The 14,338-nt window shown below is 48.6% G+C and carries 12 protein-coding genes; 6 read left to right on the top strand and 6 right to left on the bottom strand.

The window, feature by feature from the left end; translation table 11 throughout:
* Window positions 1-10: 10 nt before the first annotated feature.
* The 5 genes from cmr4 to cas10 all read right to left on the bottom strand — a co-directional run bounded on the left by cmr4 (window position 11) and on the right by cas10 (window position 5,734).
* Complete coding sequence (gene cmr4 / locus SE18_RS24250) at window positions 11-892, bottom strand: type III-B CRISPR module RAMP protein Cmr4 (protein ID WP_054537067.1); 882 nt, start codon at window positions 890-892, stop codon at window positions 11-13.
* 69 nt (window positions 893-961) lie between these two features.
* On the bottom strand, window positions 962-1,999 hold the full coding sequence (locus SE18_RS24245) for an RAMP superfamily CRISPR-associated protein (protein WP_054537066.1): 1,038 nt from the start codon (window positions 1,997-1,999) through the stop codon (window positions 962-964).
* Window positions 2,000-2,036: 37 nt separating this feature from the next.
* Window positions 2,037-2,441, bottom strand: a complete 405-nt coding sequence (cmr1, locus tag SE18_RS24240) for a type III-B CRISPR module RAMP protein Cmr1 (protein WP_054537065.1) — start codon at window positions 2,439-2,441, stop codon at window positions 2,037-2,039.
* Window positions 2,438-3,886, bottom strand: a complete 1,449-nt coding sequence (cmr3, locus tag SE18_RS24235) for a type III-B CRISPR module-associated protein Cmr3 (RefSeq protein WP_054537064.1) — start codon at window positions 3,884-3,886, stop codon at window positions 2,438-2,440. The genes cmr1 and cmr3 overlap by 4 nt, the downstream gene beginning before the upstream one ends.
* Before the next feature lie 24 nt (window positions 3,887-3,910).
* The gene (gene cas10 / locus SE18_RS24230; protein ID WP_054537063.1) at window positions 3,911-5,734 is read right to left on the bottom strand and encodes a type III-B CRISPR-associated protein Cas10/Cmr2; all 1,824 of its coding nucleotides are present in this window, start codon (window positions 5,732-5,734) and stop codon (window positions 3,911-3,913) included.
* 264 nt (window positions 5,735-5,998) lie between these two features.
* Here cas10 and SE18_RS24225 point away from each other — a divergent pair, with 264 nt between their 5' ends.
* The 3 genes from SE18_RS24225 to SE18_RS24215 all read left to right on the top strand — a co-directional run bounded on the left by SE18_RS24225 (window position 5,999) and on the right by SE18_RS24215 (window position 9,448).
* Complete coding sequence (locus tag SE18_RS24225) at window positions 5,999-7,531, top strand: protein kinase domain-containing protein (protein WP_054537062.1); 1,533 nt, start codon at window positions 5,999-6,001, stop codon at window positions 7,529-7,531.
* A gap of 2 nt (window positions 7,532-7,533) precedes the next feature.
* On the top strand, window positions 7,534-8,418 hold the full coding sequence (locus tag SE18_RS24220; RefSeq protein WP_054537061.1) for an alpha/beta hydrolase: 885 nt from the start codon (window positions 7,534-7,536) through the stop codon (window positions 8,416-8,418).
* Between the two features lie 244 nt (window positions 8,419-8,662).
* The gene (locus tag SE18_RS24215) at window positions 8,663-9,448 is read left to right on the top strand and encodes a PhzF family phenazine biosynthesis protein (RefSeq protein WP_054537060.1); all 786 of its coding nucleotides are present in this window, start codon (window positions 8,663-8,665) and stop codon (window positions 9,446-9,448) included.
* A gap of 85 nt (window positions 9,449-9,533) precedes the next feature.
* Here SE18_RS24215 and SE18_RS24210 read toward each other — a convergent pair whose 3' ends face one another.
* Window positions 9,534-12,059 carry a DUF3656 domain-containing U32 family peptidase gene (locus tag SE18_RS24210; RefSeq protein ID WP_054537059.1) on the bottom strand — a complete coding sequence of 842 codons (2,526 nt, stop codon included), beginning with the start codon at window positions 12,057-12,059 and terminating at the stop codon, window positions 9,534-9,536.
* A 424-nt stretch (window positions 12,060-12,483) separates the two neighbouring features.
* Here SE18_RS24210 and SE18_RS24205 point away from each other — a divergent pair, with 424 nt between their 5' ends.
* From SE18_RS24205 to SE18_RS27010, 3 genes are all read left to right on the top strand, one after another.
* Window positions 12,484-13,086 carry a superoxide dismutase gene (locus SE18_RS24205; RefSeq protein WP_054537058.1) on the top strand — a complete coding sequence of 201 codons (603 nt, stop codon included), beginning with the start codon at window positions 12,484-12,486 and terminating at the stop codon, window positions 13,084-13,086.
* A 71-nt stretch (window positions 13,087-13,157) separates the two neighbouring features.
* A complete protein-coding gene (locus SE18_RS24200; RefSeq protein ID WP_054537057.1) occupies window positions 13,158-13,565 on the top strand; it encodes an EVE domain-containing protein in 408 nt (135 codons plus the stop codon).
* A 141-nt stretch (window positions 13,566-13,706) separates the two neighbouring features.
* A complete protein-coding gene (locus tag SE18_RS27010) occupies window positions 13,707-14,258 on the top strand; it encodes a DUF333 domain-containing protein (protein ID WP_201783535.1) in 552 nt (183 codons plus the stop codon).
* Window positions 14,259-14,338 lie beyond the last annotated feature (80 nt).

Genomic DNA, 14,338 nt, shown 5'->3' with positions numbered 1-14,338 from the left:
AGTGCTACTCCTATTTCACAATCACGCGACAAATTCCGCGCCCGACGGTGGCCTTGCCTCCAAGTTGAATTGGTTTTTGCCAAAGTCGTGGTAGCTCAGTCTTAATGCTGTCTCCTACCTCTGTTTTTGAGGCTGGCGGAGCAATTAACATCAAGCCAGTCAAAATCGATTCGGCTGGCAAGGCTTCTTCATACCAAAGTTGACCATCAGCAACGGTTTTGGTTTCATCGTTAAGCCGAATCCGAGCAGTTATTTCGGTGGCAGTATTCAAAAGAAAACTAAACACATCATCATTGACGATGCAAAAACGCTCAACAAACATCGTTTGCCACTCTGGTGAATCACCAAAAATACGTTTTTTCAGCCACTCAACCCATTGGGTTACTAGCTCAGCTTGATCCGCTTGATATTCAAAATCCAAATCTTCTAAATAAATATCCTTGTGCTTTGCTGATTTTGGTAAGTTTGATTTAAGTGCTGAGTTTGCAGCAACAAAACATTGCTCCACATCAGGGGTTTTGATCCAGCTTGGTGGGATATTTTCAGTAAAAAGGTCTTTGATTTCACGGGCAAGGCGATTGAGAATATACGGCGAAGTGACCCATGCGAAGGTTCCATACAAGCTGCGCACCGGCATGCATAACAAGCGCAGATCAGAAAATTGTACAAAGCCTGCACTACCAGTGGCGTTATCTGATGCTGTTCCAAAAATTTCATCTTTACGAGCGCCAGTGTAACTATCACGCAACGGGCCTTTGAGCGATGAGCCAGGCAAATAGGGCAAATTGGTGGCTTTTTCGCGGGCAATCGGCAAATCGATCACGCCGGAACCTTGGCCAGTGCCAGCATGGAGTGGTGAAAGGGCATGGACAAAAACGAGTTTGGTGGTCATTATCTAGCTCCTTCTTAAGATAGGCTAAAAATGCTTTGAGAACAGTATTTTTTACCTAGTAACAGTAGATTATTGCGGCATTTTTTCCTTAAGATAGGCTAAAAATGCTTTAAGAATATCGGTTCCTTGATTCAGTAATGAGCCTGACGCTTTATTAGCTTCAATTTGCTTGATTTTCTGTGCTTCATTAGGTGTCAAGAGATGTTGAAAATCTTCGGTTTGATCGTTAGGATTGAGCAATGGAGTTCCACCCTTTTTCAGTTGTAATTGATTAGGGACTTGGGTTTTGCTCAAAATAAGTGCAATTCCAACATAACTTTCATCGGTACATTGAATAATCTTAATAATCAAAGGGCTAGAAAAGCGCTCAAAACCTTTGGGCACTAGCGTTGTATCATAAGGATCTCTAGGAGCATTAGGATTACTTTCATCTTTACGATTGATAAACTGGAATATTATTGGTAATCCAAAAGCTGCACGCGGAAATTTATTAATCGTAACTATATCCTTATTATGACTATATGATCTTTTCTTGGTAATTCTCCGAATAAAATCTGGCTCAGGCCAATAATTTCTTCCAAATTTTTTTCCATACTGAATGCGTTGATGACGAAATATTTGTAACATATTTATCATATCACTCCAAATACTTAAAGCATTTAAGCTTTGTTTTGAGCAGAAAAATTTACTCTCGTTAATACTTTCTACAATATTAGGAATATTATTAATCCAATTAAAACCTCTTTTTGAAATATCTTCTGTATAATTGTTAATGTTTTGTTTTAGCCATTGCGTAACTGATTCTGCATTTTGTGGTTTATTATCACTATCACACTGAGTGATCGAACCAAATCCACGGCGGGTACGACCACCAACTCCACCAAACGTCTCCCATGCCCATAGTGCAGCTTGAATTTCCAGTTTATGATGCTGATAGTAGGTAATTTTTAATCTAAAAATAATCTTATTACGAATAGGATTGATAGGAGTTTGAGATCCATATTTTCTTATAGCGTTCCTTTCTGGCTTTAATGGAAAAGATACATATGCAGGCGCAGTACTAGATATAGGCTCTGGATTATAATTTCCTCTAGCATTCTTTTCCATAACATATGGATATTTTTCTTCTCCATCAGAAATTATCTCAACAGAGATTTGAATAGGAATGATATTTTTTTAATTTATTATTTTCTTGATTTTGATCATCTACTAGATTACTAGAATCTTGATTCACCTTTTTCTTTTCAGAAGTAGACGAAGTTCCAGCACTACCCCAAATTTCAGCCTCTTTTGCCCGTAAATCATCAACTGAGCTATAGCCGCCGCCGCGAATAGCTCGCCACCAAAAGCGCAATTGGCCGCGAATGCCACTAGCGCGAATTGGCGTGAGTGGGTCGTTCAGCCCAGCTTCAACGCCACCACCAAACAATGGGGTGATCAGTTTGTAGCTGCGGGTTTTGGTGATATAGGTGTGTTCTCCAACAGTAAATTCATTTGGCGCTTGATACTTTATAGGCTCTGGTGCAGGAATTCTTGGCTTACGATTCATTTAGTTTCCCCCTTAATTTCAGCAAACTCGCCATCCCAAGTTCCAAATACGGCCAAGCCAAAGCCATCGCGGCGATCTTGCTCTTCATCGCTGATGCATTGCATCCAATAGTTACGAACCCATGCTTCAATTGCCGCCGAATTTTCCTTTTCAGCGAATTTCAGGAACAAGACCGTGCCAGCGGGAGCTAGGCGGCGAGTTGGTTTCGGCTTATGAATTGCCAAATCCCAGCCTGAAATAACTTGAGCACGCTTGATCGCAATTGCTGCAAGCGTTGGCTGAACACCTTGGGGATCTTGGAATAGCCACGTTGGGCGATAGCCCTCACTAAACATTGCTGGGGTGAGCAGAATCACGCGGCATGCGTTGGCTTTTACGATTGCATCAACGATAACTTGATCGCATGCTGGTAAGCTCTGATCGGTTTTTGCCCAATGAGCCAAACGGCGTTCGCCGCCCAATGGTGCGATGCTTGGTTGTGGGATAGTTAAACCAGTTGTATCGCGGTAATCGGCGTGCACATATAATGCCAAACGCCGCGCTTCGGCCAATTGTTGCTCGTTGGTTTGGGTAAAACTTAGGCCACGGGTTTGAAATAAGCGGCCATCTTCAGCACTTTGGCTCTCACTATCAATCTGTACATGAGTTCGTTGATCAATTGGCAAGCCTTTAATTCCCAAATCTCCCACGGCGATTGTCTTGGGGTTTGAGGCTTGAGGATTGGTCTTATTGATCAATCCTTCAGGATCTTGCAACCAGTGCAGAAAATGTTCCCAATACCAAAATTGCGGTTGATCTTTGGCTGGCTTACGTGGATCAGCTTTGACTAAACCAACCAAGCCAAGTTCATTAAAATCGCAGACGAACCTTTCAGGAACCTGAATTGGCACCAAGCGGCAGAGCCAAGGTCTAGTTGGTGGTGATTGTTGATTGTCAGATTCTTGGGCCTTGGTTTTGGCCTCAGGCTCAAATAACAGTGCATCGGCAGGTGCATGGCATAAGAATTCAGGCTCATCTTTTTCTTTGTTTGGATTGGGCAATTTGAATAATAAAGGCCCATAGATTTGAATTGGCTGTAATTTATTTCCCTGCTGTCGGTTGTCATCGGAGTTACGAGTAAATTGGAGTTTTGAAGCATAGGCAGTTTGTGAGCGAATAACCCCTGCCAAAACTGATGGCGGCGGGAACGACTGGGTATAGGCGCGTGCTCCAGGTGTGTTGTTAAATGGTCGGCCATCGCGCACAATCAACGGATCACGCGGTTCGATCAGCCATGTTTGTTGGGTTGGTGTTTCGCAGCTGGTGTTTGGTGGATTCTCATATGTTTCGACCTGAACGTGGCTAGTATGCTCGATTATTGGGTCGGCTATTTGGTTTTGCGCATGCATTTGCTTTTTTGCTTGTTGTTTTTGGTTATGCCGTTCGCGGCGGCTTTGTTTTGCCATCGTAATCCTCCTCAAAATGTTGTGTTATTTGCCGTTACTAAGGTTTTGGGCTTGAGCAATAAACCCCGCAATAATCACTTCATCGGCAAATTGCTGGATCAGTGTGTGTGCTTCGGTCAGCGTTTCTGGAACCAAATCATGAATCATGGAGAGGAGTTTTTGCGCAATATCACCGTCAACTTTTATCCCGTTGCTGGTATGTTTGCGCTCGATAATTCGTTTGGCCTCGGCGTGAAAAATATTGGCAGGCAAGTCTTTTAGGCGAATGGATAAATCATGCAGTTCAAAAGCAAAGCTAAGGGGAATTTTATCGTTTTGATGCCATTCAATTAATTTTTTAAGTCGATTGTAAAATGAATATGTGCTTTCAATCCATGAGCCAACGATAATTCGATCTGTGCCGCCACGTTTGCTGAGATTGATGGCCAGTGCATTTTTGCCTGCTACGCCTTTGGCTTTTTTCTCGGCAGCGCGTGCCAACTCTAAGGCATCGGATAATGGCTCCAAGTGGTGCACAATTGCAATGCCGACCGAGAGCGTTGGCGAACGATCTGTTTTATCTTTAAAGTTACTTAACAGCGTTTGAAACCTTTTAGCCAACGCATCGGCACATTCCAATACAGTATGCAACGGTAAAAATGCTAAAACATCATCGCCACCGGAATAGACTAAGGCTCCTTGATTTGCTTCAACGATTGATTTTACTTCCCCTGCAAAGACTGTTAATTGTTTGGAAATATCTTGGTGATCAATTAACTCTTCTTGTTTATTAATCACACTCCCCATCGCATCGCCATCAGCATGGAGAATGGCGTAGTAGGGAATGGGAACCTTTGTACCAAGAAATGGTTGTAGAAATGTATGTAGAAATTGTTGCGCCTTTTGAATATCTTCCCCTACTAAGGCATCGTTGAAACGTTCGGCAAAGAGAAGCGAACCATCATAATCTTCAAAAATATCCTGTGATTTGGGGGTAACTTCATTGCGAATATATTCTCGCATAGCAAGAATAGTATTTAAATTAGCAATGTATGTATCCCAGGATTCGGCTACCTTATTTTTACTTTGCTCTTTGGTATTCATTCCAAGCAAATAATTAAAAACTGGTACAGCTGCCATATGTGAGGTGCTTGGAAATCTTGAATCTTTGCCTTTTTGACCATGACGCTTGAGCATATCAACGCCTGATAAACGTTCGCCAACGTTGATTCCATAATTGCGATAGAGATCGACAACGATTTTGGCGTATTCTGGTGAGGTATTAGACAACTGAGGAGGGGGATAGTATTTTTCAGCAATCACCGATTCGCGTTCACCATCGATTGAGGATTTTGGATCGTTGGTACCCCACGTTACCGCACCAAAATTACGGGTATTTTTCCGCGCCGCCATCATGTTCTCAAGTTGCTGGCGGGTTGCACGATAAGTATCATCGCTTGCTAAGGGTAATGCAACCCAATTGAATTCAACTAATGCATCGATTTGTTCAATCGCTCGCTCTCGCTCAATTTTGCCATTAACTTTGGCAAAGGCTGCCTCGCGAATCTCATTCAATCGAGCGATTAAGGCCTCACGAGCTAAAACTGCTTGGCCTGTGGGATCGTCTTTAATTTTGGCGAGAATTTTGTTAGGGACGTTGAATGTACTGTTTGGCTCTAAATCTTGAGGTAGATCGGTTGGATAGGGGAAGATCAGCGCTTCTTTTCCCTCTTTTTCATAAATGCTTTTTGCTACCGCTTTGGCTAATTCGCTGAGTAGCCACGAACCAAACCAGAGGTCGCGGGTACGGCGAGCACTGGCGATAAAATCTTGAACTGGGCCGATCGCGATCAGGAATAAATTTGACATTACAACTCCCCAAAGAACTAACTGGCAACAGAGAGTGGTATAGTTGGAGTGGCTTGGTGGAATGCTAGGAGCTATCTCCTATCCTACCAAGGATTGTCAAGCACAGCCTGTACTAGGTATAGATGCAATCTCTGGTGATTTTTTGCATGTGATTGGGGCAATGCTTGCTTAATTGTTGATTAATGGTTGCCACCACCCTTTGACTTTTGACGTATCAATCGGTGATAATACAAGCTACGCAATCATGTAGCGGCGGGAGAAACTGTGTTTGCTGATTTGCTGCCTGATGGCACGATACTTCAAGGACAACGTGATCAATATCGGATTCTCGGCCTCATTGGGCGCGGCGGCATGGGCGCGGTCTATCGCTGTGAACGCATGAGCGATGGCTCGACCTGGGCATTAAAAGAGATGCGCCCACCAGTTGAGGCTGCGCCTGAAGAAATTGCCGAAAATCGCAAGCTTTTCGACCAAGAATCGCAATTGTTGCAAACGCTCGATCATCCAAACTTACCCAAAGTGATCGATTCTTTCGATCAGGCTGGGCGCCCGACGCTGGTGATGGAGTTTGTGCAAGGCAAAACGCTCGAAGATAAGCAGCGTGAAACGAATGCGCCATTTTTTCAACGCGATGTGGTCAATTGGGGAATTCAAATTGCGCGGGTGTTGAATTATTTGCACACCCAAAATCCGCCAATTATTTTTCGCGATATGAAGCCGCCAAATGTGATGCTTACGCCTGAGGGCATTATTAAGCTGATCGATTTTGGCGTGGCGCGTACCTACAAAACCAATAAAAGCAAAGATACGGTGGCAATGGGTTCGGCGGGCTATGCACCACCAGAGCAATATGGCAAGGGCCAAACTGATGCCCGTGCCGATATTTATGCTTTGGGGGCGACCTTGCTGCATATGCTCACCAACTTGCCGCCTGTGCCCTTGCAAACCCCCAAAGATGGCTCATTGATTCGACATAATCAATCGGTTACACCGGAGATGGAACAGGTGATTATCAAGGCCATGGCGATGGATCGCGATAAGCGCTTTCAAACTATGGCTTCATTTGAGCAAGCCTTGTTGGCGGTTGATCGTGGGGTTATCGTGCCCGATAAGCTTGATGATCCGACGATGATGCCAACGCCAGCGCCAGTGTTTAACAATCCTGATCCTTCGTGGAGCAATCCGAATTCCAATCCAGCACCAGCGTGGGGCAACCAGAATCCCAATCCAGCACCAGCGTGGGGCAATCCGAATCCCAATCCAGCACCAGCGTGGGGTGCGCCGCAACAGCCAAATTATCAGCAACCAATGGCGCAGCCGGTGCCACAGCAATCAGTGCCATCGTGGGCGCCACCAGTTCAGACTCCAGCTTGGTCGCCGCCACCACAGGCCAATGGCCCAATTTGTGATCAATGTGGGCGCATGAATAAGCCTAATGCACGATTTTGCGCTGGGTGTGGCGCTGCAATCAAGCGAGCTGTGCCAAAACTGGTCATTACCTCGCCGCGCGCGGTTTGGGAATTAGCATTAACTCATTTTCCTTGCCGCATTGGGCGGCGTGATCCTGCCCAAAATCATCACCCTGAGATCGATTTGGCTGAGCATGATCGTGGCGTAGCTTCCCGTCGTCATGCTGTTATTGAGCAACAGGGCGATCATCATTTATTAATTGATTTGGGCAGTATCAATGGCACCAGCATCAACGGCGTGCCGATGACCGCCTACCAACCGCACCATCTACGGCCAGGCGACCGAATTCGGATTGGCGATGTTGAGATGGTCTTTAGTATCGAGTAGTTATGAAACGTAAATTGTTGGTTGGGGCTGGCCTAAGTGCCGCCGCTAGTACGCTCGCCGGAATTGCTGCCTATGCTGCTCATCGCTTGAGCGGCCCGACTGCTGCGCTCAAACGTGAAACCCTGTTTGCCTTCACGCCGTTTGAAACTGGCGTTGATTGGGAAGAAGTGCGCTTTAATTCGGTCGATGGCCTGCAAATTCGAGCTTGGTGGCTGACGCGGCCTGAAAGTAAGCGCGTCGTGATTGGCTGCCATGGTCATCGCGGGCGCAAAGACGAATTATTGGGCATTGGCTCGGGCTTGTGGCGTGCTGGCATGAATGTGTTAATTTTCGATTTTCGTGGGCGTGGCGAGAGCGACGATTCAATTTGCTCGTTGGCCTACCATGAAGTTGGCGATTTGCATGGCGCGATCAACTATGTCCAAGATCGTATGCCAGAGGCCCAAATCGGGGTAATTGGCTATTCGATGGGCGCGGCTGTAAGTTTGTTGGGCAGCGCCGATCAACCAGCGGTCAAGGCGGTCGTTGCTGATAGTGGCTTTGCTGAGATGGCTAATTTGGTTGATTTTGCTTTGGCTAATCGACGTTTACCACCTCGCCCATTGCGCGCGTTGGCCGACCAGATTACGGCCCAGCGCTATGGCTATCGCTTCGAAGCTGTGCGGCCAATCGAGGCCTTGATACGCTATGGGCAACGGCCTTTGCTGGTGATTCATTGCACTGGCGATACAGTCGTTCCGGTGATCGATGCCTACGATTTGCATGCTGCCGCGCAAGGCCCCAAAGAACTTTGGATTGTCGAAGATATGCCACATTGTGGCGCGTATTTCGCCGATCGACCAGCCTATGTCAAACGAGTGGCCGAGTTTTTCGAGCGCTATTTGTAAGTTGGAGGTCGGGGGTTAGGGGCCGGGGATCGGGCTTGGTTGGCACAACTGTCGCCGATTTTCTGTTTCAATGACCGATCCCTAGCCCTCATAGTTAGGGGTCGGGGGTAGTGCTTAGTTGCACAATGGTCTCTGATCATCTGTTCAATGACCGATTCCCAGCCCTCAATAACCAATCCCCAGCTCCCAACAACCGATCCCCATTTCTTCGCTTCTGCCATCATTTTGCCCAAAGGATTTCATAATGCACGTGCCGATCTTTCAAGTTGATGCGTTTACGACGCGGCGGTTTGCAGGCAACCCAGCGGCGGTTGTGCTGTTTGATGAATTTCCTGCTGATGCGGTGTTACACGCGATTGCCAGCGAAAATAATTTGGCCGAAACGGCGTTTATCGTGCCGACTGGCGAGCAATATGCGATTCGCTGGTTTACGCCAGTCACCGAGGTGGCGCTGTGTGGCCATGCGACCTTGGCAAGTGCGGCGGTGGTGATCGAGCGCTTGGAGCCAAGCCGCAGCCAAGTCACATTTTCCTCTAAAAGTGGGCCGTTGATGGTCAGCAAAAATGATGATGGCTATGTGCTGAATTTTCCAATTCGGCCATGGCAGCGGGTTGCGTTGCCACCAGGTTTGGCCGAAGCCTTGGGGGTGATGCCAGTTGAGGTGCTGAGCGATGTTGTTAATTATACAGCGATACTTGAGCATGCCCAGCTTGTGCGTGAGCTAAAACCAAATCTAGCGGCAATCGCCCAATTTGATCGCAGTGGGGTGGTGGTAACTGCGGCTGGCGATCAGGGCTACGATTTTGTCAGCCGTTATTTTGCGCCTGCCAAGGGCATTCCTGAAGATCCGGTGACTGGTGCTGCCCACTGTGCATTAACGCCTTATTGGGCCGAGCGCTTGGATAAAACCAGTTTCCGCGCCTATCAAGCCTCGCAGCGGGGCGGCGAAATTAATTGTCGGCTGGTTGGCGACCGCGTTGAATTAGCTGGCTCGTGTGTCTTCTATCTTGAAGGCACGATTGAAATTTAAATCGAAAGCACCAAGAGTGCGGTACTAGCATTAGTGCTAGTACCGCATTCCTGATCCCCGATCCCCAACAACCGATCCCCAAATGCTACTGCATCAACGGCACGCGCAGGTAATCGTTGGGAATAAACAAGCTGCCTTGAGTAATGCCTTGCGGTGCTGCCTTGCGCAATTGCTCGGCCAAGGCAGTGCTTGATTGCTGGCCTTGCAGCGTGCGATCAAAGGCGGCGATCACGCTTGCAACTTGTTCGGCGGTTTCATGCACAAACTCTAAGCGATAATGCACAATCCCAGCTGCCTGCCATTCCTCAAGATGCTCCACCGCAGTTTGGGCCTCTGCGCCAAACACCGTATTGCGACAGCCCACATCAGCCATGACTGGATGGGCGCGGCCATTCAGATCGCGTAATTCAACCCGATGTTTCTCGCAAGGATGACCGCAATCTTTGAAGCTCGTGCCATTTGAGAGGAAGCGGCAAAACACGCAGTGCTCGGTGTGGAACACGGGCAAATGTTGATAGGCAATGACTTCGATTGCTGCACTGCCCAACTGTTGCGCCAAAGCCGTCACTTGCGCCGCATTCAAATCGTGGGTTGGCGTGATGCGCTCCAAGCCTAATTCAAGCAAGGTATTGGCGGTTACACTATTGGCTGCATTCAAGCTGAAATCGCCAATTAATGCTGGGTGTTGCTCATGACGCAAGGCTTCGAGCAAGCCCGTCGAGCGCACCACAATCTCGCAGCCAAGTTTGAGCAAAAAGTGAATGATGCGTTGTTCGCTTGGTTTGAGCACCCGTGGGCTAGCCACGCGGGCTTTAATCCCATGCGATTGCACCAATTCAACCGCTGACTTCAAACCATAGAGTTCCAAATAATCGAGCGTGATGCTGGCAGGCTTGGCGGCTAAGGCTGCTTGCAATTGCTCAGGCGTGCGCACCAAAATATGCAATTGTGGCGTGCTGCTTGAGCTAGCTACTGGTTGCAAAGTCTGCTGGGCTTGAGCCAAAATATCGAGCGGCGCTTGAATCTGGCGAACTGGCGCGGCTGCTTGCAAGGCACTGAGTTGTTCGATTGCTTGGCGGCGCAAATTATTGAGTAATGAGCTTGGCACAAACGGCTGGCCGCTGCTATCGATATGCATTTCGGCCAAACTATAGGCGGTGTTGCCCAATCGGCTCGCTTGATCGTACAAAAATTCGTTGGTCAAGGCGCGGTTTTGCGAGCGCGGCAATGGCTCTGGCGATTGAACTGTTACGCTCAATTGAGGTTGGTTGCTCAGCGTCCAAGTTAATTGCAAAGGCTGGCCTTCGTGGGCAACTACATGCAAGTTCAATGGTTGTTTGGCAACGGGCGCGGCGGCCTCTAAAAATGGCTTGGCGGCGCGATCAAGCTCAGGATCGTGGCTGCGCCAAATCAAATCGCCAACCCGAATCCGATTGGCTCTGATTGCTTGCGGGCCAAAGCGCAACTCAATTTCGCCAGTTGGCAAGCGATCGATGCCATAAATCCGCCCGCCTTCTTCGCGTTCTTCGGGGCTGCGCCAATTGGCTGCATCGAACACCACGCCATCGCCAGCCTTGAGCGGGGCAATTGCATGATTTTCGTGCGGCTTGAGCACAATCCGTTCGCCATAGATATCGCTGACGTAGCCCATCAACACGCCGCGATGGCGTGGCGCACGACCGTTGACCACGGTTTGATGATTGGTTCCGCCGATGAAAAACGTGCCCAAGCCCCGCGAATAGACTTGCTCCAATTGCAATTCTTCGGCGGGTGTGATGCTCAAGGGCAATCCGTCCCATGCTTCATCAACAGCTTTGCGATAGGCGCTGGTGGTCAGGGCCACATAATCTGCATCTTTGTAGCGGCCTTCGATTTTCAACGACGAAATGCCCAATTTGATAATATCGTGCATCAAGGGCACTGCATATAAATCGCCTGGTGACAGCAGATAGCGCGCATCAGCCAAGGGTTTGTGCTTGCCATCGACCAACATTTGATAGGGCAAACGGCAGGCTTGGGCGCACTGGCCGCGATTGGCGCTGCGTCCGCCCCACGCTTCCGAGGAGAAACATTGGCCAGAATACGAGACACACAAGGCGCCGTGGACGAACATTTCAAGCTCGCAATCGGTTGCTTGGCGAATTGCGGCAATCTCATCGAGCGATAATTCGCGCGCTAGCACCACTCGATTGGCTCCGAATTTACGGGCCAATTCAACGCCCTCGGCGCTGGTAATACTCATCTGGGTGCTACCATGGACTTCCATTTCGGGGGCGATTTGGCGTGCAAGCTGAGCGATGCCAATATCTTGCACAATTACCGCATCGGCTCCAGCTTCGGCGATGGCAGCCAATGAGCGGGTGGCTTCGCGCAATTCGTGCTCAAACACCAAGGTGTTGAAGGTCACAAAGCCGCGCACGCCCCGTTGATGCAAGGTGCGCATCACGTCGGGCAATTCGCCGAGGGTAAAACCGACCTTAGCGCGAGCGGTAAAATGTTTCAAGCCAAAATAAACCGCATCTGCGCCTGCTTCGATTGCGGCGTGCAACTGCGGCCAATAGCCCGCTGGACTCATCACTTCGGGCTTGGGAAAACGGCGTTGTTCGCTCATGAAGTTCCTAAATCTATGGTGGTGGCAATTGTGATTGCCCGTGATTAATCATCGTTAGGATTAAGCTTAACACATTTTAGCCAATTGGGTGCTTGCGAACGAGGGATCGGGGGCTAGGGGCTGGGGATCGGTTACTTGCTCAAGCTCCAGATTCTAAGTCAAACCCATGCATTTTCCGATAGCTAATAGCCTCATTTCCTCTGCGCCTCTGCGTTAAAAGACTCTTCGTGGTTGCGTTACCTGACCCCTCATCCCTTCGTACCCTTCGCCGTTCCGATCCCCGATCCCCAACAACCGACCCCCATGCTCCCAAATGTGCGCAAGATTGGCATCAAGCGTGGCCCAACTTCTGCTACAATAGATGTGGGAACCGTGTGTTGATGCGCCGCTAGACGCATCATTGAGCTCAAAAGGAGTCCATACAATGGCTTTTGAACTGCCAGCGTTGCCGTATGCAACCGATGCCTTAGAAAAAGCAATCGATGCGCAAACCATGGAAATTCACCATGGCAAGCACCACGCTGCCTATGTGAATAACCTCAACGCTGCCTTGGAAAAGTATCCCGAATTGCAAAGCAAATCATTGCACGAATTGATCAGCGATTTGAACAGCCTGCCAGAAGATATTCGTACCGCTGTGCGCAACAATGGTGGCGGTCACGCCAACCACAGCTTGTTCTGGAATATCCTTAGCCCCAATGGTGGCGGCGAACCAGCTGGCAAACTTGGCGAAGAAATCACCGCTACGTTTGGCTCGTTGGATGCCTTCAAAGAACAATTTGCTAAGGCTGCAACCACTCGCTTCGGCTCAGGCTGGGCTTGGTTGGTGCGTAATGCCGATGGTAAATTGGCCGTAACCAGTACTGCCAACCAAGACTCACCAGTCATGGAAGGCCAAACCCCATTGTTGGGCTTGGATGTTTGGGAACACGCGTACTACTTGCGCTACCAAAACCGCCGCCCAGACTACATCAAAACCTGGTGGGAAGTGCTGGATTGGAACAAGGTCGCTGAAAACGATAAGTAAGCTTGATTAAGCGCATGTTTAAGCACGGATGGCTCAAACCATCCGTGCTTTTGAGTTAAGGAGCCGCTGCCATGGCCTATTGGTTGCTCAAAACTGAGCCAAACGAGTTTAGTTGGGATGATTTGGTGCGCGATGGTTCAACCGTTTGGAATGGGGTGACCAACGCCCAAGCCTTGATCAATTTACGTGCGATGCAGCTTGAGGATCAATGTTTGATTTATCATAGCGGCGATGTGCGAGCCGCAGTCGGGATTGCCCAAGTGAGCCGCACCGCCTATCCCGATCCAAGCAGCGACAACCCTAAGCATGTGGTGGTCGAGATTGAGCCAGTGGTTGCGCTCAAACAGCCAGTGACTCTGGTCCAAATCAAAGCCGAGCCAAGCTTGGCCGATTGGATGTTGGTACGCCAATCGCGGCTTTCGGTGGTGGCATGCAGCCCTGAACAATGGGCTTGGGTTATCGATCAAGCTGCGCGCTAAGTTGGCACTTGTTAGCTCAATTGGGAACAATTACTCATTCAAGCACGTTTGCTACTACAACTGCAAATCCTGATATGAAATCCAGAGCAATGGAGCCACATGATGATTCGTCGATCAATGCTAAGCGTGGGAATGGGGCTAATGGCAAGCGTACTCATCGCTTGTGGTGCAAATCGCGCAACGCCGGTTCCAGTAGTGGATATGGCTAATCCGGCTTCAGTATTTTGTACTGAACATGGTGGCACGCTGACTATTCGCCAAGATGCTGCTGGCAATCAAACTGGTTTTTGTGGCTTTCCTGATGGCAGCGAATGTGAAGAATGGGCTTTTCAGCGCGGCGAGTGTGGCCCAACCAGCCAAAATCAAGCTAATATCCGCGTTTACGAACTGACGATGCAGGATAATAATCGCACGCTGAAGCTCAGAAAAGGCGATCGGATTCAAATTGTGCTGGATAGCAACCCAAGCACTGGCTATAGCTGGAGCGTTGGCCCTGATGCTGGCAAATTGTTGCAACAACAAGGCCAAGCTCAATATCACGCTTCCGACCCGAATCCGAAGCCTGGCTCTGGCGGCACGGAAACTTTCTCTTTTGAGGCGGTTGAGGTTGGTTCAGGCAGCTTTGCACTGGTGTATCAACGTGGTTTTGATGCTGGCGAAATGTTCTTAATTGAACTTGAAATTAGCGAGTAGTTTGATAATAGCCAAAGGGTTAGTTTAAACCTTAGCCCTTTGGCTTAGACAATATAACCAAGAGATACAAATTTTATCCT

Origin of the sequence: Herpetosiphon geysericola, assembly GCF_001306135.1 — a bacterium.
GTDB classification, from domain to species: Bacteria; Chloroflexota; Chloroflexia; order Chloroflexales; family Herpetosiphonaceae; genus Herpetosiphon; species Herpetosiphon geysericola.
The sequence above is the reverse complement of the archived record's forward strand: the minus strand, read 5'-3'. Positions and strand labels throughout refer to the sequence as shown.

Coding starts and splice junctions, on each gene's coding strand:
- cmr4 (WP_054537067.1), bottom strand. CDS start 892: ATGACCACCAAACTCGTTTTTGTCCATGCCCTTTCACCACTCCATGCT.
- SE18_RS24245 (WP_054537066.1), bottom strand. CDS start 1,999: ATGGAAAAGAATGCTAGAGGAAATTATAATCCAGAGCCTATATCTAGT.
- SE18_RS27010 (WP_201783535.1), top strand. CDS start 13,707: ATGGCAAGCGTACTCATCGCTTGTGGTGCAAATCGCGCAACGCCGGTT.
- cmr1 (WP_054537065.1), bottom strand. CDS start 2,441: ATGAATCGTAAGCCAAGAATTCCTGCACCAGAGCCTATAAAGTATCAA.
- cas10 (WP_054537063.1), bottom strand. CDS start 5,734: ATGTCAAATTTATTCCTGATCGCGATCGGCCCAGTTCAAGATTTTATC.
- cmr3 (WP_054537064.1), bottom strand. CDS start 3,886: ATGGCAAAACAAAGCCGCCGCGAACGGCATAACCAAAAACAACAAGCA.
- SE18_RS24220 (WP_054537061.1), top strand. CDS start 7,534: ATGAAACGTAAATTGTTGGTTGGGGCTGGCCTAAGTGCCGCCGCTAGT.
- SE18_RS24200 (WP_054537057.1), top strand. CDS start 13,158: ATGGCCTATTGGTTGCTCAAAACTGAGCCAAACGAGTTTAGTTGGGAT.
- SE18_RS24205 (WP_054537058.1), top strand. CDS start 12,484: ATGGCTTTTGAACTGCCAGCGTTGCCGTATGCAACCGATGCCTTAGAA.
- SE18_RS24210 (WP_054537059.1), bottom strand. CDS start 12,059: ATGAGCGAACAACGCCGTTTTCCCAAGCCCGAAGTGATGAGTCCAGCG.
- SE18_RS24215 (WP_054537060.1), top strand. CDS start 8,663: ATGCACGTGCCGATCTTTCAAGTTGATGCGTTTACGACGCGGCGGTTT.